Below are 19,018 nucleotides of genomic sequence, written 5' to 3' on the forward strand. Positions count from 1 at the left end.
TGAGGGAGCCCCAGCACAGGTGCTGCATGGCCGTCGTCAGCTCGTGTCGTGAGATGTTGGGTTAAGTCCCGCAACGAGCGCAACCCCTGCCCTTAGTTGCCAGCGGGTTGGGCCGGGCACTCTAAGGGGACTGCCTGCGAAAGCAGGAGGAAGGCGGGGACGACGTCTGGTCATCATGGCCCTTACGGCCTGGGCGACACACGTGCTACAATGCCCACTACAGAGCGAAGCGACCCAGTGATGGGGAGCGAATCGCAAAAAGGTGGGCGTAGTTCGGATTGGGGTCTGCAACCCGACCCCATGAAGCCGGAATCGCTAGTAATCGCGGATCAGCCATGCCGCGGTGAATACGTTCCCGGGCCTTGTACACACCGCCCGTCACGCCATGGGAGCGGGTTCTACCCGAAGTCGCCGGGAGCCTTAGGGCAGGCGCCGAGGGTAGGGCTCGTGACTGGGGCGAAGTCGTAACAAGGTAGCTGTACCGGAAGGTGCGGCTGGATCACCTCCTTTCTAAGGAGCATGATGCCCCTGCTCTCCCCTTTTTGAGGTCCTTTGGGGGCGCCTTCGGGCGCCCTTTTTTGTTGCCAGGAGGCGGAACAGCGTGCGGAGGAAGCGTCAGGTCCGGGTGGCCAGAAAGCGGGTGGTGTCCGCCGGGGGTGTGGTCCTTCGGGGAAGGGTTCCCGAGGTATTGGTGGTGTCCCTGAAGGAAGGACGGGTGGTGACCCTTCCCAAGGGGCAGGTGGAGCCTGGGGAGCGTTACCCGGAGACGGCGGTGCGGGAGGTGCGGGAGGAAACCGGGGTGGAGGCAGCGGTGGTTTCCCCCTTGGGCAAGGTGCGCTACTACTTCACCGTGCGGAACGGAGGAGAACCGGTCACGGTGAGCAAGGAGGTGTACTACTTTCTCATGGCCTATCGCGGGGGCGAACCCAGGCCCCAGCCCACCGAGGTGGAGGAGGCCTTTTTCCTGCCTGCCTCGGAGGCCCTGGAGCGCCTTTCCTACCCCAACGAGCGGGAGATGCTCTTAAAGGCCCTGGCCCGCTGGCGTCCCTCCCGGCAGGATTCCTCCCCGGAGCCTGGGGCCTAGGGGTGGGCCTTGGGGTCCAGAAGGGCCAAGGCGGCTTCCTCCGGGGAAAGCTCCCCCCGGGCCACCCGGGCTACCAGGTCGCCTGCGCCTTGGGTCCGCTTCCGCCCCCACTCCTGGATGACGCTTTCCACCTCAAAACGGGCCCGTTCCAGGCGGTGGGCCTCGAGGAGCCCGTGGGCCACGAGGTGCTGGTAATGGGCCTCCAGCCCCTCAAAGAGAGCTTCCACCCCTTCCCCGGTGGCCGCCACCGTGGGGTAGATGGGAGGGTGCCATCCCCCGGGCCGGGGAGGGGCCAGCTCCAGGGCGCTTTTCAACTCCTGGATGATCCTCTCCCCGCCGGGTAGGTCAAACTTGTTCACGGCGAAGAGGTCGGCGATCTCCATGACCCCGGCCTTGAAGGCCTGCACCGCATCCCCCGCCGCTGGGGTGAGGACGAGAAGGGTGGTGTCCGCCACCCGGGCGATGTCCACCTCGCTTTGCCCCACCCCCACGGTTTCCACGAAGATGCGGTCAAAGCCGAAGGCCTCCAGAAGGGCCAAGGCGGCCACCGTGGCCCCCGCCAGGCCCCCCAGGGCTCCCCTCGAGGCCAGGGAGCGGATGTAGACCCCCGGGTCCTGGTGGTGGCGCATCATGCGGATCCGGTCTCCCAGGATGGCCCCTCCGGTGAAGGGGCTGGAGGGGTCCACCGCCAAGACCCCTACCCGCTCCCCCCGCTTCCTGGCCTCCAGGATCAAGCGGTCGGTGAGGGTGCTCTTGCCGGCTCCCGGGCTTCCCGTGATGCCCACCACCTTGGCCCGGGCCTGTCCCCGCAGGCGCTTAAGGAGCTCCTGCCCCACAGGGTGTCCCGATTCCACCAGGGTGAGGGCCCGGGCCAGGGCCCGCACATCCCCTTGGCGAAAGCGGTGGAGAAGTTCTTCCGCTTGGCTTTCCTGGACTGTCATGCCGATATTTTACGCTCTTTTGCCCTCGTGCCCTAATCCGCCAGGGCGATGCAGGCCACCTCCACCCGGACCCCTCTGGGCAAGGCCTTCACCGCCACCGTGGCCCGGGCCGGGTAGGGGGGCGAGAAATAGCGGGCGTAGACCTCGTTAAAAAGGGGGAAGTCCTCCATGTCCGAAAGGAAGCAGGTGGTTTGAACCACCCGGGAAAGGCTGGAGCCTGCGGCCTCCAGGATGGCCTGCAGGTTCTCCATGACCTGCTCCGTCTGGGCGCGGATATCCCCCTCCACCAGGGTGCCGTCGGGCTTCAGGGGAATCTGACCGGAAACGAAGACCAGCCCCCCGGCCCGCACCGCCTGGGAGTAGGGGCCGATGGCCTGGGGAGCTTTATCCGTGCTCACCGCTTCCATGCCCCTATCCTACGCCGAAGCGGAAGAGCTTCCCCGCCAGGTTGGCCACCAGGATCTCCTGGGCCAGGGGCAGAGGCGGTACCTGCACTGCCCCCAGACCCGTGGCTTCAAAGACCACCTGGCCCCTTTGGTCCACCGCCAGGAAGCGCCCCTCCTCCGTGGCCACGTACACATGCCCGGCAGCGTAGGAAAGGCCTGCCGTCACCTTGCCCACCTCGAGGCTCCACACCTCCTCCCCCGTGGCCTGGTCCAGGGCCCTCAAGACCCCGTCCCAGGCGGCCACATAGACCCGCTCCTCGTCCAGGGCCAGCCCGCCCCAGATCTCGCCCTCCACGGCGGTGTTCCAGAGGGTTTCCCGGCTCAAGGGATCAAAGGCGTAGATCTCCCCCTCCCAGGTGGGGATGAAGAGCACCCCCCGGTAGGCGGCCACGGGAGCGTGCACGGGGCTGGTTTTCACCTTGTAACGCAAGGCGCCCGTGTCCGGGTCCAGGGCGTAGAGGAACCCGTCCTCCGAGGCCAGGAAGAGGAGGCCCCGGTGGAAGGTGGGGCTGGCGGAGAGATGGCCTCCCGCCTGGAAACGGTAGAGGAGGCGGTCCCGCTCAAAGGCATAGAGGCTTCCGTCCCGGCTGGCCACGAAGACCCGCTCCCCCAAGACCAGGGGAGCGGCGGTGATCTCTGCCCCCGTGTCGGCGCTCCACTCCAGGGCCTGGGCCTTGAAGCGGCGCACCCGGCCGTCCCAGGCGGCCACGTATACCCCACCCCGCACCACCGGGGGAGCGGTGACCTCCTCGGGAAGGTTTTCCCGGCGTACCGTTCCCGAGAGGAGGTCCACCTCCACCAGGCCCCGCCCCGCCCCCAGGTAGACCCGGCCGTGGGCGTAGACCATCTCCCCGGGCCAGGCGGCCTCCCCTCCCAGGTCCACCTTCCCCTTCAGGGAAAGCCTGCGGGGGTCAGGGGCCAGGGGATAGTGGCCCGAGCGGCTGGACCCGGCCCGGGGGGTGGCAAGGCGAAGGGCCTGGAACTCCTGCAGGGGGCTCTTGAAAAGGCTGGGGTGGGAGGGTCTTTCCTCCGGGTGCTTGGCCAAAAGGGAGAGCACCGCCTCCGCCACCCCGGAAGGGATGGTGGGGTTCAAAGCCTGGGGAGGCTTAGGGGACTCGTAGACGTGCTGGAAGAGGATGGCCTGATCGTTTTCCCCCTCGAAGGGGGGTTTGCCGGTAAGGGTGCGGTAGAGGACCGCCCCCAGGCTGTAGAGGTCAGCCCGGGGGGTAAGGGGCAGGCCCTTGGCCTGTTCCGGGGCCATGTAGGTGGGGGTGCCCAGGGTGTAGCCGGTGCGGGTCAGGTGGCGGCTTTCCTGCAAGAGGTAGGCTAGACCAAAGTCCATGACCTTGGGATGCCCCTCCTTGGTGAGGAGGATGTTTTTAGGGGTGAGGTCCCGGTGGAGGATGCCCTGGGCGTGGAGGTGGGCCAGGGCTTCCATCACCTGGATGGCTGCCTCGAGGATTCTTTCCCCTTCCGGGCCCTCCTCAAAGGGGCCGAGGCGGTCAAAGGTACCCCCCTCCACCAGCTCCATCACGAAGTAGGGGCGCCCCTCCACCTCCCCCAGGTCGAGCACCTGGACGATGCCCGGATGGAAGAGACGGGAAAGAGCCCGCACCTCCAGGAGAAACCGCTCCCTCTCGGGGGGAAGGGCCCGGGGGTGGAGGAGCTTCACCGCCACCTTGCGGCCCAGGCGCTCGTCCACCGCCCGCCACACCTCGGCCATGCCCCCAGAACCCAAGGAGGCCTCGAGGCGGTACCGCCCGCCCAGGACCATGCCCGTCATTTTATTCCTCGGGCTCCAGCTGCTTCAGGAGTTCGGCCAGCTCCTCCTTGTTGCCCTCCAGCTCCTGCACGATCTTGGCGATAGCCAGGCGCACCACCTCCGACTTGGAAACCAGCCTTTCGGGGCTGGAAAGGGCGTAGGCCGCCCGGGTGAGGAGGGCGTCCTGTTCCTCGGAGATGACCACCTGCAGCCGCTTCTTCTCCTTCTTGGGCATACCTTCCCTTGGGAGAGTGTAGCAAAGAACGCATGCTCTTGACAATGTGGATGGCCCCTTTTATTCTCACCTTGAGTAAGGTGTGTATGATGCTCAAGGACTCGCGGCGGGGCAGCAGGATCTTGCGGATTGAGGGAGGCCAGCCCCTTTCCGGCGAGTTGCGCATTTATCCGGCTAAAAACGCCGCCTTGCCCATCCTGGCGGCAAGCCTTCTCACCCCCGAGCCCATCACCCTCGTGGAGGTGCCCAGGCTGAGGGACGTGGAGGTGATGCTGGAGCTTCTTTCCCACCTGGGCACCCGTTACCAGTGGGAAGGACGCACCCTCCACCTGCACACCCCGGAGATCCGGAACACCCACGCCCCCTATGAGCTGGTGGGGCAGATGCGAGCCAGCTTCATCGTCTGGGGGGCCCTTCTTGCCCGGGTGGGGGAGGGGCGGATCTCCCTGCCGGGGGGGTGCGCCTTTGGGGCCAGGCCCGTGGACCAGCACGTGAAGGCCTTGCGGGCCCTGGGGGCCGAGGTGGTGGAGGAGGAGAACACCTTCTACGCCCGAAGGACCCGTCCCCTGGCGGGGAGGGTGGTCTTCGACCTGCCCACGGTGGGCGGAACCGAGCAGGCCATGCTGGCGGTGGCCCTTGGGGGCGAGGCCACCGTGGTGCAGGCGGCCATGGAACCGGAGGTGGAGGACCTGGGCCATTTCTTGCGGATGCTGGGGGTGGAGGTCCACGGCCTGGGTAGCCCCATCCTGCACATCCGGGGTGCCAGGCAGCTTGGTGGGGGTACTTACCGCATCATCCCCGATCGCATAGAGGCCGGCACCTACCTCCTGGCGGCGGCGGCCACCCGGGGGTCCATCACCCTAAGGGAGGTGCGCCCCGACCACCTGGATGCCCTTTTGGATAAGCTTCAGCAGTCCGGGCACCGGGTGGAGGTGGGGAAGGACTGGGTGCGGTTCTGGGCCGTACCGGATCCCAAGCCCTTCTTCGTGGAGGCCCGGGAGTACCCCGGCTTCCCCACGGATCTTCAGCCCATCGTTACCGCCTATCTGGCCACGGTTCCCGGGCAGAGCGCCATCACCGACCGGGTTTACCCGGACCGCTTCACCCATGTGGGGGAGCTGGCCCGGATGGGGGCCGAGCTTTACCTTCGGGACCGGACCCTCTTGATTAACGGCAAGCGGCTGCGCGGGGCCCAGGTGAAGGCCCTGGATATTCGCGCCGGGGGCGGGCTGGTGGTGGCCGCCCTGAGCGCCGAGGGGGTTTCCGAGATCGAAGGGGTCTACTTTCTGGAACGGGGGTATGAGCACCTGGAGGAGCGCCTGAAGGCCTTAGGGGCCAGGGTGGGTTTGGAGGAGACCCCCTTGGCCCTGGCGGCGGACTGATACCACCCCATGCGGGCTTGGGCTCGCACGGGGTAGTATGAAGCCCCCTGGCGCGCTTAGAGAAAAGAGGGGGTGTGGGGGAGCTATAATCCCCCGGTTTTTAAACCGGGGATACATGGACTCCCCCACGTCCACCACAGGTGGACACGGATTTGGTACAGTGTAGAAGAAGCCAGCCATGCGCAAAGCCTTCAAATACCGCCTTTACCCCACCAAGCCCCAACGGCGGGACTTGGACAAGACGCTGATGCTGTGCCGCCAGTTGTACAACGCGGCCTTGCAGGAGCGTAGAGATGCCTACAAGAAGGCCGGGAGGACTGTCGGCTTCTACGAACAGAAGAGGTATCTGCCCGAGATACGGGCCGAGCTGCCGGAGTACAAGCACATTCATTCCCAGGTCTTGCAGAACGTCATCGAACGGGTGGACCTGGCGTTCAAGGGCTTCTTCCGTAGGGTCAAGGCGGGACAGAAAGCGGGCTACCCCCGCTTCAAGGGGAAGGGGCGCTACGACTCCTTTACCTTCCCCCAGGCCTACGAAACCGGGGTCAAGCTCCAGGATGGGGGAAGGCGTGTACTCCTCAAGGTGTTTCCCTGACGGGAAAGCAGCCACGGGATTGGCTCCGTCAAGGTTAAGCTCCACCGCCCTTTGGAAGGGAAGATCAAGACGGCGACGGTTAAGCGGGAAGGCGAGCATTGGTACATCATCTTCATCACCGAGGTGGACCCCAAGCCTTTGCCTCCAAGCGAGGAGGCCATCGGCATAGACCTGGGCACCAACCCCCACTTCCTCGTTACCTCGGAGGGGGAGATGGTAGAGGCTCCCCGCCACTTCCAGAAAGCCGAGGAGAAGCTGGCCAAGGCCCAAAGGGAGCTTTCCCGGAAGAAGAAGGGAAAGAGCGGCAGGAAGAAGGCCAGGCTCAAGGTAGCCAAGCTCCACCGCAAGATCGCCAACCAGCGCAGGGACTTCCACCACAAGGTGGCCAGAAAGCTGGTGAACCGCTATGGAACCATCGTCCACGAAGACCTGAACGTTCAAGCCCTTTCCCGCTCCCATATAGCCAAGGGCGTACACGACGCGGGCTGGGCCCAGTTTCTCGCAATCCTCGCCTACAAAGCGGAAGAGGCTGGTAGGCGGGTCGTGGGGGTTGACCCCAAACATACGAGCCAGGACTGCCCGGTGTGCGGGCACAGAGAAAAACGCCCCCTGTGGGTGCGGGTGTACACCTGCCCACAGTGCAGTACGCTCCTGCACAGGGACGTGGCGGCAGCGCAGAACATCCTGGCTAGGGCCTGGACGGGGCCTTCGGGGGTAGCAATACCATGCCCGAGAAGCCCTGGACTTTAGTCCGGGGAGTCGTCACGCGTAGAGGCGTAGGGCCTCGGGGAAACGGAACAGGAGGCGGTCCCGTACCTGCTCGGGGTGGTAGGCCTTTTCCACGTAGCCCGCGGCCCGGAGGGCCTCCAGCACCTCTTTGGCCACCTGACGGTCCCCCTCCAGGCGGAGGGCGAGGAAGGCCAGGGCCTCTTCCTCCTCATCCCCCTCCCCCACGAACTCGGGGTATTCCTGGTCCAGGGCCCGCATGAGGGCCTTGAGGTCCACGGGGCGGCGGGTGAAGGCCCAGCGGGGCCTTTCGCCCGGAAGGAAGTGGGCGTAACCCTGGGCCTCGAGGGCCCGGGCCAGTTCCAGGGCCTCCGGCTGGGGTATCCCCCGCCCTAACAAGAGGGTCACCAAAGCCTCCCGCTCCCCCGGCAGGCCCTGGGGATAGGCCTCTTGTAGGCTGGCGGCCAGCTTCTGTAAGTCCATAGCATAACTATCATACATCCTTAGCCTATTAGACGCAAGGGTGCTTGTATCGGGCTTCGCCTTTCCCTATACTGGGATGCGGTATGGACCTGGAACTCTTGCGCGAACGCCTGGATAGCCTCCGGGGGTATCTTTGACATCCCCGGAAAGGAAGCCCGTTTAAAGGAGCTGGAGAAACGCCTGGAAGACCCGGCCCTCTGGCAGAACCCGGAGGAGGCTAGGCGGATAAGCCAGGAGGCCGCCCGCCTGCGGCGCACGGTGGATACCTTCCGCTCCCTGGAGAGCGACCTCGAGGGCCTCCTGGAGCTGTGGCAGGAGTTTCCCGCAGAGGAGCGGGATGCCCTTAGGCCTGAGCTTCTGGAGGCGGCCAAGAAGCTGGAAAGCCTTTACCACGAGACGCTTCTTTCCTTCCCCCATGCGGAGAAGAACGCCATTCTCACCATCCAGCCCGGAGCCGGGGGCACAGAGGCCTGCGACTGGGCGGAGATGCTTTTGCGGATGTACACCCGTTTCGCCGAGCGCCAGGGGTTCCAGGTGGAGGTGGTGGACGTGACCCCCGGGGCGGAGGCGGGCATCGACTACGCCCAGATCATCGTCCGGGGGGAAAACGCTTACGGCCTCCTCGCCCCCGAGGCGGGGGTTCACCGCCTGGTCCGTCCCTCCCCCTTTGACGCCTCGGGGCGCCGCCACACCTCCTTCGCTGGGGTGGAGGTGATGCCCGAGGTGGACGACACCGTGGAGGTGGTCATCCGGCCCGAGGACCTGCGCATCGACGTGTTCCGCTCCCAGGGGCACGGGGGCCAGGGGGTGAACACCACCGATAGCGCCGTGCGCATCGTGCACCTGCCCACGGGGATCACCGTCACCTGCCAGACCACCCGGAGCCAGATCAAGAACAAGGAGCTGGCCATGAAGGTCCTCCGCTCCCGGCTTTACGAGCTGGAGTGGAAGAAGAAGCAGGAGGAACTCAGGAAGCTCCGGGGCGAGGTGCGGCCCATCGAGTGGGGAAGCCAGATCCGTAGCTACGTCCTGGACAAGCAGTACGTGAAGGACCACCGCACGGGCCTCATGCGCTTTGACCCCCAGAACGTCCTGGACGGGGACCTCCTGGACTTCATCTGGGCGGGGTTGGAGTGGAAGGCGGGCCGCCGCCAAGGGGTAGAGGAGGTGGAAGCCGAGTAGCTTAGTAAACGTCCTCCGGGGCCTTGTACACCTCCCCGGTGAGCCAGTAGATGACCCTTTCGGCGATGTTCTCCAGGTGGTCCCCAAGCCGTTCGTAGCTCCGGGCCACCCGCATGAGGGTGAGGGCCTTGGTGAGGGTGCGGGGATCTTCCAGCATGTAGGTGATGAGCTCCCGGGTCACCTCCTCGTAGAGGCCGTCCACCTGGTCGTCCATCTCCACCACCTTGCGGGCAAGCCCGGGGTCCCGCTCGGCCACCGCCTTGCCCAGGGTGTCCATCATCTCCAGAAGCCTCTTGCCCATCTCGGGGAGGGTGACGTAGCGCTTAAGGGGGGGTTCCTGCGCCAAAAGGAGGGCGTCCTCGGCCACGTGCATGGCGTAATCTCCGGCCCGTTCCAGGTCGGTGAGGGCCTTGATGATGGTGAAGATGAGCCGAAGGTCCGAGGCCACGGGCTGGTGCCGGGCGATGACGGCTACGGCCTGGTTCTCGATCTTAAGCTCCAGGGCATCCACCTCCTGGTCCTTGGCGATGACCTCTTCGGCCTTGGCCCGGTTCCCCTCCACCAGGGCCTCCGTGGCCTTTTGGGTCATCTCCCGAACCAGGGAGAGCATCCTCAGGGTTTCCCCCACCAGTTCGTTTAGGGCTTTGTCCAGTACCTCGCGCATCTCGCCTCCTTGCCTCAGTTTAGAGGAAGAGCCACGCCAAAAACGTTCTCGGCCCCGTCCCTCAGGGCGTAGGCCTCCCCACCCAGGCCCTGGGCGATCCGGCGTACCAGGTAGAGGCCCAAGCCCTGCCCGGCTCCTCCCTGGAACCCCCGGTGGCGGGGCAGGAAGAGGAGTTCGTAATCCGGAAGTTCCGGCCCTTGGTCCCGCACCTCCAGCAAAAGGCGCCCCCCCTCTTCCCGGGAGAGGAGGCGGATGGGATCTTGGCCGTACTTGAGGGCGTTGTCCAGAAGGTTAAGGAGGATCTGGAAGAGGGCCTCGGGGTCGGTGTGGGCGGTGTGGGGCAGGTGGACCTCCACCCGCCTTTCCCGGATTTTCTCCCTAAGAAGCCTCTCCAGGCGAGGCCAGAGCTCCTCCAGGGGGAAGGTGCGCTTGGGGCCCGGTTGGATGAGGGAGAGGTCCCGCACCAAGCGGGATAGGCGGGCCACCTCCCCCTTGAGGAGGTCCAGCACCTCCTTCTCCTGGAGGGTCCTGGGGGTGAGGGCCTCGAGGAGGGGCCCCATCCCCGCCAGGGGGGTGCGAAGCTCGTGGGCCAGGGCCTGGGTGGCTTCCTCCAGGGCCTCCAGGCGCCGGCTTAGCTCCGTTTCGTCCAGAAGGTAGAGTCTGCCAGGAAGGGCCCTCACCCTAAGGGTACGGCTTCGCACCTCCAGGGTGCGCTCGCCCCCGTGGAGGGCCAGGGCCTCGAGGCGGTGGTCCCGGAGGGCGAGGAGTAGGGGGCGGCCCACCACCTTTTCCCGGCTCACCTCCAAAAGCTCCTCTGCCTTGGGGTTCAGGTAGAGGACCTGCCCGTCCCGGTGAAGGACCAGGCCCTCCAGGGCTTTCTCCCAGGCCTCGGCCAGAAGTTCGTTCACCCTTCCCCCTTGGTCTGGCTGGGACCGGGGTTCGCTTCTTGCGGGGCCACCTTGAAGCGGTACCCCATGCCCCGCACGGTTTCCAGAAAGCGAGGGGCCTTGGGATCTTCGTCTAGCTTCTCCCGGAGCTGGAGCACGTGCTGGTCCACCGTCCTCGGGGTGCCCAGGTAGTCCTGACCCCAGACCGCTTCCAGAAGCTCCTCCCGGGAGTAGACCCGGCCCGGGCGCTGGGCCAGGAAGGCCAGCAGTTCAAACTCCCGCCGGGTTAAGGGTAGGGGCCTGCCGTCCAGGCTGGCCTCCTTGCGCTCCAGGTCCAGGAGAAGGGGTCCGCGCCGGAGCACCTTTCGCCTGCCCGCACGGCGCAGGAGGGCCTCGAGGCGGGCCAAAAGTTCCTCGGTGGCGAAGGGTTTTACCAGGTAGTCGTCGGCCCCTCGGGAAAGCCCCTCCACCCGATCCCGGACCTCGGCCCTGGCGGTGAGCATGAGGACGGGAAGCTCGGGGTAGGCTCCTTGACGCATACGCTCCAGGAGCCGGGTGCCGGGTTCGTCGGGGAGCATCCAGTCCAGGACCACGGCTTCCGCCTCCCGCAACCTTGGCCAGGCTTCCTGGGAGGTGGCGGCCTCCAGCACCCTGTGTCCGGCTTTTTCCAGGGCCAGCCGCACCCCAAGCCGCACCGCTGGCTCGTCCTCCACCACAAGGACCGTGGCCACGACCTTAGTCTAGCCCGAGCCTTGTCAGAGGAAGGTCAGGGCCTTTGCTTGACAGGCCTCCTTGGCCCATGCTACCCTGCAAAAGGCCTGGGGGCGGCTAGCTCAGCGGAAGAGCGCTCGCCTCACACGCGAGAGGTCGTAGGTTCAAGTCCTACGCCGCCCACCAGCTCCAGGACGCAAAGCTTCCCCCCACGGTAGCGTGGGGGGAAACCCTTTAGCCGGTTTATCAGCCGGTCTATCCGTTCAGGCTTGGGCGCGGGGGGCGGGGTAGAGAAGTTCTTCCAGGTCCAGCACCCACCCCCGGCGCTCCTCCTCCAGAAGGTGGCGGTACACATTCAGGGTGATGGTGGGGCTGGCGTGGCCCAGCCGCTCACTCACCACCTCCAGGGGCACGCCCCGGGAGAGGGCCAGGGTGGCCCAGGTGTGCCTGAGGTCGTGCACCCTCACCCGGCCCAGGCCCGCCCTTTCCGCCAGGCGGCGCAGGTAGTGGTTGAACGCGTCCGGATCCACGGGCTTTACCCCGCCCACCAGGAAGAGCCCGTCCACCTCCTCCGGGGTGAGCCTTGCCAGAAGCTCCTCCCTCCGGGCCTTCAGGCGAAGGAGGAGGCCACGGGGCAAGGGCACCTTGCGCTTGGCCGTGGGGGTCTTGGGCTCGGAGAAGGCTCCCCTTCCGGCCACCTTTACCCAAGCCCGTCCCACGGTAAGCTCCCCGGCCTCCAGGTCTATGTCCCGCCATTGCAGGGCCAGGGCCTCGCCCCGGCGGAGCCCGGTTTCCAGCATGAGCCGGAGGAGCAGGGCCATGTCCTTGGACCGGGAGGCTTCGGCGGCCTCCAGAAGCCGGGCCACCTCGTGGGGCTCCAGGGCCCTGGCCGCCTTCTCCCCCTTGGGCAGGCGCACCTTCACGGCTTCGGCGGGGTTTCTGGCCACCAGTTCCAGCCGTAGGGCCTCCCGGAAGAGGGCCTTGAGCCGCATGAGCACCCGGCCCACGGTGCGGGGGGCGTAGCCTGCTTCCACCACCCGGTCCACGGCGGCCCGCACATGGACCGGCTTCACCTCCTGGAGCCGCATGCGGCCCAGGGGGTCGTGGGCCTTGGGGTCCTTGAGGGAGGGGAGGGCGTGGGCCAGCTCGTCCAAGGCCAGGCGGATGGAGTTCGGCCTAAGCCCCTCCCGCTCCAGGCGCTTCAGGTACTCCAGGGCGAAGTCCCGCGTGGTGAGCCTGGAAGGGTCGGTGAGGAGCCCCTTGGCCTGGGCGGCCACCATATCCGCCAGGGCCCTTTCGGCCTCCTTGCGGGTTTCGCAATGCTTCTCCCGCTTGACCTTCCGGCCCGTGGCGGGGTCTACCCAGGTGAGCTGGGCCACCCACTTCCCCTTGCCCTCGTGGTAGAAGACGCTTCCGCCCCCTTTGCCGCGCCTTCGCATCACCACCTCCTACGCTTCCTCCCCTTGCGCCAAAGCCACCGGGCCCGGCGTAGGGCCCACCGCTTGCCCACCCGGCCCCGGGCCAGCATCTTGGCGAAGCGAAGCCAGGACCAGAGCTTTCTAAGGTTCACGGTACTCCTTCCCCCCCAAGAACGCCTCCACGGCGGCCCTCGGGATGCGCCAAACCCGGCCCACCTTCACCGCGTGGAGCTTTTTGGCGTAGATGAGCTTTTCCACCGTCTTGCGGCTAACCCGGAGGAGCTTGGCCACTTCCTCCACGGTCAAGACTTCTCCTTGCATGCCCGTAAGATACCACAGAAGCCCGGAGGAGGGTAGTGAGGGGTGTTCATTCGCGAAATCTTTCTTTCGCGAAGGTGGGGGGAAACTCAGAAAACTCAGAATGGGTAAGCCCCCCCTGAGGGCATAGGAGAGGGCTCCAGCACGGCGTTTCTGGCCTTCCGGCCTAAAACGGCTTTTAAGGGCCCCCTCTCCGGGGGCCCAGTATCTACCTACCCCAGCCCCTTACGTCGAGGCCAATCGTGTACCCCAACCGCTCCAGGGCGGTGTGGGCATCCTCCGCGGCCTCCTCATCCACCAGGTCTTCCTCCTCATCCCACAGCACCCCGGCACACCACAGCCCTAGCTCCTCGTCGTACTCCAGCCAGGTGGGCCGCCCCGGTACCGCCTCACGCAACCGTGCCCTTAGCCGTTCAATCGCCGTCATGCCGTCCTCCTTTCGCCCTCCTTTTGTCCTCCTTGCCGTAGCCCTTTCTTAGCCCGGATGTAGCCCAGCCGCGAGTCATGCCGTCCGCCTCCCGCCCCCCAGCACCTCCAGGGCCTTGCGGACTTTCTCCCCGGGGGCCCTCGCAACAAACAACCACCAGTACCGGGCCCCGGGGGCTATGGCCTCCCCCGGGGAGAACTCGAGGCGCGGGAAGCCCAGGGCCTGGCCGTCATGGACCACCACGATTAAGGGCACCTCTTTGCTCCTCCACCTCTGCACCAGCCGTTCCACCTTCCGTAAGGTGCTCCTCATATCGCCCTCCGGAGTTCAATCGCCTCCTCCAACGCCTCCACCCGCTCCCGGAGTTCCTTCACCTCGTGGAGCTTGGCGTACACCGTGGCCCCCTGGAAGACGGCGTGGGCGGCCCGTTTTAGGGCCTTCCACACCAGCCTCGTGGCCCCTTCCAAATCCCCGAGAGTCCTCTTGCGCGTGGGCATTCTCTCACCTCCTCACCCCTCACCCCCCGGGGGGTTGCCACGCCCAGAGGGTCTTAGGCCCGTCCGTCCAAACCCACCCGAGGGGGCCAAGGTCCACCGCTTCCCGGAGAAACTTCCCCCCAAGGTAGGGCCACATGCGGGCCGTGATGCCCGCGAAACGGCACCACGGCCACATGGCGGCTACCCACCTGGCCACGGCGTGGAAGGGGGAAGGGTCCTCCGGCCCAACCTCGAGGCCCGGGACTTCCGGGGGTCCCGCTCCCTCCAGGTCAACCTCAAGCGCCAAACGCTCCTTCGCGGTCATGCCTCCTCCCACGGCGTGGCCCCCCAGTCCCGGTAGATGCCTCCTTCCACCTCCACGGGCACCGCGCCCCCAAGCACCTCCTCCATCCCCTGGCGCATGAGGGCGGTGAGGGTTTCCAGGTACTCCTTGGCCCCCTCCTCGGGGGCCTCCAGCACCACCTCGTCATGCACCGCCAGGACGGGGAAGGCTCCCCAGAGTAGGCCCCGGTTCTCCCAGAGGAGGGCCAGGGCCATCTTGAGCCCGTCCGCCCCGGTTCCCTGTACCGGGGTGTTGAGCTTTTCCGTGTAGCGGTCCGTGGTCCTCCTCCGGCCCAAGAGGGTCCTCACCACCACCTCCCCCTCAGGCTGGGACCGGTGCCAGCGCTTCAGGGCGGGGTAAGCCCGGAAGAACGCGTCCCGAAGCTTCTGGGCCTCCTCGAGGGTGAGCTTCACCCCGTAGGCGGTGAGGGCGTACCTCCTCAGCCCTTCCGCCCCCAGCCCGTAGAGAAGCCCGAAGTTCAGCGCCTTGGCCAGTTGCCGGTCCTCCTTGCCCACCTCTTCCAGGGGCTTCCCCAGGACCAGGCTGGCGGTGAGGGCGTGGAGGTCCTTCCCCTCCCGGAACGCCCTGAGCATCCGCCCCTCCTTGGCTATGGCGGCGGCAATCCGTAGCTCAATCTGGGAGAAGTCGGCCTTGAGCATGACCCGCCCCTCCTTAGGCCGGAAGGCCCTTCTCAGGGCGGGATCCCGGGGCACCTGCTGAAGGTTGGGCTTCCGGCAAGCCATGCGGCCCGTTTCCGCCCCTATCTGTTGCCAGGAAGGGTGTATGCGTCCCGTGGCCGGGTTCAGGTGCTTGGCCCACTCCTTCCCGTAGGTGCTCACCCGCTTGGCCGCTTCCCGGTACCGGAGGAGCTTGGCCACCAGGGGGTGCTCCCGGTAGCCGGCCAGGGTGTCCTCCCGGGTGTCGGGGAGGTCCAAACCCTCCCCCTTCAGGTAGGCCAGCACCTGGGCGGGGCTGTTCCAGTTCACCCCGAAGGGGAGTTCCCCGCGTAGGGCTTCCGCCTCCCGTTCCGCTTCCCTGGCCGCCTCCTCCCAGAGTTCCGGGGCGAAGGGCACCCCCTTAAGCTCCATCCACGCCACGGCGGGAAGGGCGCGGCGCTCCACCTCCAGGACCTTCTCAAGCCTGAGGGTTCTGGCCCGTTCCCTCTGCTCCCGGTACAGGACCAGAGGCACGGCCGCGTCAAGACCGGCGTAGGCCATCTGTTCCGAGGAGAGGGGGCCACCCCAGTCCGAGGTCTGCAGGGTCTTGTCTAGCCCCGGCGCTAAGTCCTTGAGGGCGGGCATGCGGGCTTGGGCGTGGAGCACCTGGTGGGCCAGTCCGGTGTCCCAAAGCCTCTTGCCGCTAGCCCGCCACACCCCGGCCTTGAGGAGGAAGAGGAGGTCAAACTTCAGGTTGTGGCCCACCAGCAAGGGCCCCTCCTCCCGGGAGAAGAGGGGGTAGAAGACTTCAAGGGGAACGCCGAACAGGTCAAAGACGACCACCGCCCCCGGCATGGCCAGGGAGAGGAGCCGGGGCCTCGAGGTGTGGGGGTCAAGCCCCGTGGTTTCCAGGTCCACCCCCAGGACGGGCTGGCGCATGAGGAGGTCCAAAAGCTCCCCCATGCCGGGGCCTACTTCCGGGATGTAGTGGAGTTCAAACCCCTCCACCCCCTCCGGCAACCCGGCCACCTCCACCACCCCAGCCTCGGGGGTAGCTACATGCCCCCCCGAAAACCCACCCGACAAACCCGACAGCCCCCCTTCAAAGCGGGGTTTATGCCCATCCTTATCGGCAAAATCGCTGTCGGGTACCCTACCCGACACCCACCCGACACCCCCCGACACTTCCCCGGCACGGGGAGGGGTGCCGGGTTCTGCAGGGGCTTGCCGGGTAGGTGCCGGGTACCCCACCCGGCAGGGGGTTTCATCGTGCAGGACGGAGTTTTTAGCCTCTTTTTCCCCCGGTGCCGGGTTTGCCGGGTGGGTTCCCGAGTCAATGAGTCGGGCCAGGGCCTCGAGGTCAATGGGCATACACACTCACCTCCAAACCCACCCGACAAACCCGACAAGCCACCTCCGGCGTGGCGTTTGCGCCCACCCTCATCGTAAAAACCCGTGTCGGGTTGAGTGCCCCGCGCTCACCCGACACCACCCGACAAAAGGGGCGGTGGGGGTAGGCTGTCGGGTCCTGTCGGGTAGTGTCGGGCCTTGTCGGGTGAACCACCCGACAAGGGTTTTCGCTGTCCAGGACGGCTTTTTTGGCCGTTTTGACCCCCCTTGTCGGGTTTGTCGGGTACCTTTTCGGGGGGTTAGTCCTCACGACCCACCTCCCGTATGCGGGGGTTGACCAGGTAGGCCCGGGCCTCGGGGTCATACACCACCCACCCCGCTTTCTCCAGAAGCCAGAGGGCCCGGCCCGCTTCCTCGGAAGTGGTGATGCCACCCCACTCGTTCCGGTACACCTCCCGGCGGGTGAAGCGCACCACCTTCCCCTCCTTGAGCCGCTTGGCCAGCCGGATGGCCGGGGAGATGTCCCCCACCTCTCCCACGCGCCAAGCCCGCTTGGCGTGGGGTTCAAGGATGGCCTTGACCAGGAAGATGGCCCGGGCCATGGTCCTCTCGCTTATCACCCCCGGTTCGCCCCACAAGGCGCTAAGGATGCCCGCAAGCCTGGCCGTGAGCCCCATCCGCTTGCTCAGGTACCCGCGCCACGCCTCGGGAAGCTCAGGGTTGCGTTGCTCCTGGAGGGTTTCAAAGCGCCACTCCTTCCAGAGCCGGTACGCCTCGGGGGAGGGGCTGACCATCGTGGGCACTTCCTCAGCCCAGAGCCGCATCACCAGGTCCCGGTAGCCCCAAAGGGTTTCCTCCGGCACCGGAGGGGGCTCCTTGACCGGAGGAAGGGGGTCAAGGACCACGGGGGCAAACCTCTGCAGTAGCCCGTCCGCGTCCTCTCCTTTGCCAAGTCCACCCCGCACCACTTGGTGCCACGGCCCCACCTGAACGCCTCCGAGGAGGGCCACCTGTGGCCGTGGGAGGTAAGTGGTTCCCCGGCCTACCCGGTCCACCACATGAGGGGTGCCGTGGTAGGCGCTCAGGAAAAACGCCCTCCCCTGGGCCCGGTCCTCCCTCCGCCAAGAGAGGAGGAGCCCCTTTAGCTCGTCCACCACGGCCAGCACGGCGGGGTTGCCTTCCAAGATGCTGGCCAGCTTCTCCCATGTAGCGTCCCCAATCACCAGCCGGCGGGGAACGGGGGGCGTGGGCTTCTCGCCCCGCTCCCCCTTCTTGGCGGCTTGCCACGCCAGAAGCTCCTGCTCGTACTCCTCCTGGGCCAGCCGGTTCTCTTCGGCAAGCGTTTGCTCAATGGCCCAAAGGGGCTTTGCGGCTTCCCGGATGATGGGGGTCTTCCCGCTTCCCGGCGGTCCCACCAGCACCGCCCAAAGGACGGGGGTTTCCTCCCAACCGGCGTTCGCGGGCTCGGGGGCCACCGCCAGCTTGCGGTGGGCCAGGACGGCGCTCACGGCGGCCAGCATGGCCACGGCGGGGGCGGTGGGCTCCACGAGAAGCTGGCCGGCTAGGGCGTTGGCCAGGTCCTCCATGGCCGGGGGGAGGAGCCCCCGCTTCCAGGGGGGCAAGGGGGCTTCCAGCTCCTCCAGGGGCTTGGGCTTGGGCCACTCCCTGGGCTCCTCCCCGAGGAGCTTGGCGATGGGGCTGGGGTCAAGCCCCACCTCCTTGAGGAAGGGAATGCCGCGCTTATTCGGGTAATCCGATGAGCTTGCGGCTTCGGTCAGCCGGCTTAGTTCCTCCCTCCAATCCTCGAGGGTGCGGGTATCCGCAAGCTCCCACCTGGCGAACACCGCTTCGCTTCCCAAGAGCGCCTTCGCTTCTTCCAGCACCCCGGCCCGGTGGGCCACATTCAAAACCGCCATGGCCGCTTCATGCCGTGGCCCCGAGGGGCGGCGTTGCAAAGCAACCTCCAGGAACGGCACAGCCCGCACCAACCGGCGTATGGCCTCCGGGCTGGCGTACCGGGGCCGGAAGGGAAGGGAAACGGGGCTTTTGCTCCAAGCCTCGTAGAGGGGCCGGGGCTGGCCGTTTAGGTGGCCGAATAGGGGGAGGAAGAGCCCGTGCTGGCCGTTCGGGTACCCCTCCACCGCGTGCTCCTCCCCGAGGAGAAGCTTGGCCATGCGGGCTAACCCTCGGGCCAGAGCCTCGAGGTCTTCTTGGGGTTCCTCCAGGAAAATCCAGACCTTGGAGCCCCGAGTGTTGCCCGGGCCCGCGTAGGCGGGTATCTGCAAGGCGTTCAGGACCTCAACTAGGGGCCGAAGGTCCTTAAGCCCGGTGCGGTCAAGGTCAAGGTGCACCACCTTGTCCGGCACCAGCCCGAGGAGCCGGCGGCCCTCGAGGTGGGCCTGAAGGTCCTCCTCCGAAGGGGGCCGGTTTTCCCACCACACCCGCTTGCCCCCCTCCACAAGCTCCCCGAGGAGGGTGCGGGGCTGGGGCCGGGAAGCAAAGTGTTCAATCACGGCCCACCTCCTCCCCGCCTTCCTCACCGGGCCATTCGGCCCCACAGCGCGGGCAGAAGATGCGGCCCCCGAGGTCGTAGCGCTCGGGGTCTTCCGGGACGGGGCTCCCACAAAACGGGCATTTTTCCGTGTAGAATGCCCCTAGGCGCACCATCCACGCCACCCCCTACCGCCCCCGGGGCCCCATCCCGGGGGTTTCAAGCTCCTCCAGGCGGCCTTCCGCCAGAGCCTCGGCCACGCGAAGCGGCACCAGCCAGCGCCGTCCCAAGCGCACCCCGTAGCGCCGGGCAAGTTCGTAGCTTAGGTCCCTCCCAACTTTGTCCCGTCCCAGGTAATCTCGCAGTTCTTCCGGCGTGAGCAACCTCTTCTCGTGCATGGCCCCATGTTTTCGTGGTAAAACGGGAATAGCAATGGCTGTA

At 66.6% G+C, this 19,018-nt stretch carries 23 protein-coding genes, 1 tRNA gene and 1 rRNA gene; 7 read left to right on the forward strand and 18 right to left on the reverse strand.

Features of this window, described 5'->3' with window-relative positions; all coding sequences use genetic code 11:
• Together TNMX_RS12150 and TNMX_RS12155 are read left to right on the forward strand one after the other, a co-directional pair.
• Nucleotides 1-510: ribosomal RNA gene (locus tag TNMX_RS12150) — 16S ribosomal RNA — on the forward strand; the annotation flags it as partial.
• Between the two features lie 91 nt (nt 511-601).
• On the forward strand, nt 602-1,084 hold the full coding sequence (locus TNMX_RS12155) for an NUDIX hydrolase (RefSeq protein ID WP_019549867.1): 483 nt from the start codon (nt 602-604) through the stop codon (nt 1,082-1,084).
• Here TNMX_RS12155 and meaB read toward each other — a convergent pair.
• From meaB to TNMX_RS12175, 4 genes are read right to left on the reverse strand one after another with little or no spacing between them, the layout of a single operon-like run.
• Nucleotides 1,081-2,025, reverse strand: coding sequence for a methylmalonyl Co-A mutase-associated GTPase MeaB (meaB, locus tag TNMX_RS12160; protein ID WP_015716562.1), 945 nt, complete (start codon nt 2,023-2,025; stop codon nt 1,081-1,083). The two genes, TNMX_RS12155 and meaB, sit on opposite strands and share 4 nt — an antisense overlap.
• Before the next feature lie 32 nt (nt 2,026-2,057).
• Nucleotides 2,058-2,432 (reverse strand): RidA family protein, encoded by a 375-nt coding sequence (locus TNMX_RS12165; protein WP_019549869.1) that lies wholly within the window; start codon nt 2,430-2,432, stop codon nt 2,058-2,060.
• 4 nt (nt 2,433-2,436) lie between these two features.
• Entirely contained in the window at nt 2,437-4,254 is a 1,818-nt protein-coding gene (locus TNMX_RS12170) for a PQQ-binding-like beta-propeller repeat protein (RefSeq protein WP_015716564.1), read from the reverse strand.
• 1 nt (nt 4,255) lies between these two features.
• Nucleotides 4,256-4,468, reverse strand: coding sequence for a hypothetical protein (locus TNMX_RS12175; RefSeq protein WP_015716565.1), 213 nt, complete (start codon nt 4,466-4,468; stop codon nt 4,256-4,258).
• Between the two features lie 86 nt (nt 4,469-4,554).
• On the opposite strand from TNMX_RS12175, the gene murA reads away from it, so the two are divergent.
• The 3 genes from murA to TNMX_RS13455 all read left to right on the forward strand — a co-directional run bounded on the left by murA (nt 4,555) and on the right by TNMX_RS13455 (nt 7,195).
• Nucleotides 4,555-5,850, forward strand: a complete 1,296-nt coding sequence (murA, locus tag TNMX_RS12180) for a UDP-N-acetylglucosamine 1-carboxyvinyltransferase (RefSeq protein WP_019549871.1) — start codon at nt 4,555-4,557, stop codon at nt 5,848-5,850.
• 178 nt (nt 5,851-6,028) lie between these two features.
• On the forward strand, nt 6,029-6,445 hold the full coding sequence (locus TNMX_RS13450) for a helix-turn-helix domain-containing protein (RefSeq protein ID WP_253269414.1): 417 nt from the start codon (nt 6,029-6,031) through the stop codon (nt 6,443-6,445).
• Between the two features lie 18 nt (nt 6,446-6,463).
• Entirely contained in the window at nt 6,464-7,195 is a 732-nt protein-coding gene (locus tag TNMX_RS13455; protein ID WP_256378179.1) for a transposase, read from the forward strand.
• A 12-nt stretch (nt 7,196-7,207) separates the two neighbouring features.
• Here TNMX_RS13455 and TNMX_RS12190 read toward each other — a convergent pair whose 3' ends face one another.
• On the reverse strand, nt 7,208-7,654 hold the full coding sequence (locus TNMX_RS12190) for a hypothetical protein (protein ID WP_038032602.1): 447 nt from the start codon (nt 7,652-7,654) through the stop codon (nt 7,208-7,210).
• 83 nt (nt 7,655-7,737) lie between these two features.
• Between TNMX_RS12190 and prfB the strand changes: the two genes are divergently transcribed.
• Nucleotides 7,738-8,836, forward strand: a protein-coding gene (gene prfB, locus TNMX_RS12195; RefSeq protein ID WP_126218360.1) for a peptide chain release factor 2 whose coding sequence is annotated in 2 segments (ribosomal slippage) — nt 7,738-7,788 and nt 7,790-8,836 — 1,098 coding nt in all. Because the reading frame shifts where the segments join, the coding sequence is not laid out codon by codon here.
• A 1-nt stretch (nt 8,837) separates the two neighbouring features.
• Here the strand turns inward: prfB and phoU are convergent.
• Genes phoU through TNMX_RS12210 form a run of 3 tightly spaced genes read right to left on the reverse strand, consistent with a single transcriptional unit; the run spans nt 8,838 to nt 11,118 of the window.
• Complete coding sequence (gene phoU, locus TNMX_RS12200) at nt 8,838-9,500, reverse strand: phosphate signaling complex protein PhoU (RefSeq protein ID WP_019549874.1); 663 nt, start codon at nt 9,498-9,500, stop codon at nt 8,838-8,840.
• Nucleotides 9,501-9,514: 14 nt separating this feature from the next.
• Nucleotides 9,515-10,408 (reverse strand): HAMP domain-containing sensor histidine kinase, encoded by an 894-nt coding sequence (locus TNMX_RS12205; RefSeq protein WP_019549875.1) that lies wholly within the window; start codon nt 10,406-10,408, stop codon nt 9,515-9,517.
• On the reverse strand, nt 10,405-11,118 hold the full coding sequence (locus TNMX_RS12210) for a response regulator transcription factor (protein WP_038032605.1): 714 nt from the start codon (nt 11,116-11,118) through the stop codon (nt 10,405-10,407). The genes TNMX_RS12205 and TNMX_RS12210 overlap by 4 nt, the downstream gene beginning before the upstream one ends.
• A 91-nt stretch (nt 11,119-11,209) precedes the next feature.
• Between TNMX_RS12210 and TNMX_RS12215 the strand changes: the two genes are divergently transcribed.
• Nucleotides 11,210-11,284: transfer RNA gene (locus tag TNMX_RS12215), tRNA-Val, on the forward strand.
• 77 nt (nt 11,285-11,361) lie between these two features.
• Here TNMX_RS12215 and TNMX_RS12220 read toward each other — a convergent pair.
• The 10 genes from TNMX_RS12220 to TNMX_RS12260 all read right to left on the reverse strand — a co-directional run.
• Nucleotides 11,362-12,537, reverse strand: coding sequence for a site-specific integrase (locus TNMX_RS12220; RefSeq protein WP_015716573.1), 1,176 nt, complete (start codon nt 12,535-12,537; stop codon nt 11,362-11,364).
• On the reverse strand, nt 12,537-12,668 hold the full coding sequence (locus tag TNMX_RS13490) for a hypothetical protein (RefSeq protein WP_015716574.1): 132 nt from the start codon (nt 12,666-12,668) through the stop codon (nt 12,537-12,539). Before TNMX_RS13490 ends, TNMX_RS12220 begins: the two co-directional genes overlap by 1 nt.
• Nucleotides 12,658-12,837 carry a helix-turn-helix domain-containing protein gene (locus TNMX_RS12225; RefSeq protein ID WP_015716575.1) on the reverse strand — a complete coding sequence of 60 codons (180 nt, stop codon included), beginning with the start codon at nt 12,835-12,837 and terminating at the stop codon, nt 12,658-12,660. Before TNMX_RS12225 ends, TNMX_RS13490 begins: the two co-directional genes overlap by 11 nt.
• 205 nt (nt 12,838-13,042) lie before the next feature.
• On the reverse strand, nt 13,043-13,261 hold the full coding sequence (locus TNMX_RS12230) for a hypothetical protein (RefSeq protein WP_038032606.1): 219 nt from the start codon (nt 13,259-13,261) through the stop codon (nt 13,043-13,045).
• A 75-nt stretch (nt 13,262-13,336) separates the two neighbouring features.
• Nucleotides 13,337-13,573 carry a hypothetical protein gene (locus TNMX_RS12235; RefSeq protein WP_038032607.1) on the reverse strand — a complete coding sequence of 79 codons (237 nt, stop codon included), beginning with the start codon at nt 13,571-13,573 and terminating at the stop codon, nt 13,337-13,339.
• Nucleotides 13,570-13,758: a hypothetical protein gene (locus tag TNMX_RS12240; protein ID WP_015716578.1), complete on the reverse strand. Its 189-nt coding sequence runs from the start codon at nt 13,756-13,758 to the stop codon at nt 13,570-13,572. The genes TNMX_RS12235 and TNMX_RS12240 overlap by 4 nt, the downstream gene beginning before the upstream one ends.
• Before the next feature lie 19 nt (nt 13,759-13,777).
• Nucleotides 13,778-14,062 (reverse strand): hypothetical protein, encoded by a 285-nt coding sequence (locus TNMX_RS12245; protein WP_038032609.1) that lies wholly within the window; start codon nt 14,060-14,062, stop codon nt 13,778-13,780.
• Complete coding sequence (locus tag TNMX_RS12250; protein WP_038032610.1) at nt 14,059-16,107, reverse strand: bifunctional 3'-5' exonuclease/DNA polymerase; 2,049 nt, start codon at nt 16,105-16,107, stop codon at nt 14,059-14,061. Before TNMX_RS12250 ends, TNMX_RS12245 begins: the two co-directional genes overlap by 4 nt.
• A 278-nt stretch (nt 16,108-16,385) precedes the next feature.
• A complete protein-coding gene (locus TNMX_RS12255; RefSeq protein WP_038032612.1) occupies nt 16,386-18,599 on the reverse strand; it encodes a DUF3987 domain-containing protein in 2,214 nt (737 codons plus the stop codon).
• Between the two features lie 166 nt (nt 18,600-18,765).
• Nucleotides 18,766-19,018 (reverse strand): hypothetical protein (locus tag TNMX_RS12260; protein ID WP_371180299.1); only part of this gene is annotated, 253 nt, incomplete at its 5' end.

The organism is Thermus sp. NMX2.A1, assembly GCF_000511705.1.
In the GTDB taxonomy this organism is placed as follows: Bacteria; Deinococcota; Deinococci; order Deinococcales; family Thermaceae; genus Thermus; species Thermus scotoductus.

Bases quoted from the DNA above. Each gene is read 5' to 3' on its own strand.
- meaB (WP_015716562.1), bottom strand. From the start codon at position 2,025: ATGACAGTCCAGGAAAGCCAAGCGGAAGAACTTCTCCACCGCTTTCGC.
- TNMX_RS12165 (WP_019549869.1), bottom strand. From the start codon at position 2,432: ATGGAAGCGGTGAGCACGGATAAAGCTCCCCAGGCCATCGGCCCCTAC.
- TNMX_RS12170 (WP_015716564.1), bottom strand. From the start codon at position 4,254: ATGACGGGCATGGTCCTGGGCGGGCGGTACCGCCTCGAGGCCTCCTTG.
- TNMX_RS12175 (WP_015716565.1), bottom strand. From the start codon at position 4,468: ATGCCCAAGAAGGAGAAGAAGCGGCTGCAGGTGGTCATCTCCGAGGAA.
- murA (WP_019549871.1), top strand. From the start codon at position 4,555: ATGATGCTCAAGGACTCGCGGCGGGGCAGCAGGATCTTGCGGATTGAG.
- TNMX_RS13450 (WP_253269414.1), top strand. From the start codon at position 6,029: ATGCGCAAAGCCTTCAAATACCGCCTTTACCCCACCAAGCCCCAACGG.
- TNMX_RS12190 (WP_038032602.1), bottom strand. From the start codon at position 7,654: ATGGACTTACAGAAGCTGGCCGCCAGCCTACAAGAGGCCTATCCCCAG.
- phoU (WP_019549874.1), bottom strand. From the start codon at position 9,500: ATGCGCGAGGTACTGGACAAAGCCCTAAACGAACTGGTGGGGGAAACC.
- TNMX_RS12220 (WP_015716573.1), bottom strand. From the start codon at position 12,537: ATGCGAAGGCGCGGCAAAGGGGGCGGAAGCGTCTTCTACCACGAGGGC.
- TNMX_RS12225 (WP_015716575.1), bottom strand. From the start codon at position 12,837: ATGCAAGGAGAAGTCTTGACCGTGGAGGAAGTGGCCAAGCTCCTCCGG.
- TNMX_RS12230 (WP_038032606.1), bottom strand. From the start codon at position 13,261: ATGACGGCGATTGAACGGCTAAGGGCACGGTTGCGTGAGGCGGTACCG.
- TNMX_RS12235 (WP_038032607.1), bottom strand. From the start codon at position 13,573: ATGAGGAGCACCTTACGGAAGGTGGAACGGCTGGTGCAGAGGTGGAGG.
- TNMX_RS12240 (WP_015716578.1), bottom strand. From the start codon at position 13,758: ATGCCCACGCGCAAGAGGACTCTCGGGGATTTGGAAGGGGCCACGAGG.
- TNMX_RS12245 (WP_038032609.1), bottom strand. From the start codon at position 14,062: ATGACCGCGAAGGAGCGTTTGGCGCTTGAGGTTGACCTGGAGGGAGCG.
- TNMX_RS12250 (WP_038032610.1), bottom strand. From the start codon at position 16,107: ATGCCCATTGACCTCGAGGCCCTGGCCCGACTCATTGACTCGGGAACC.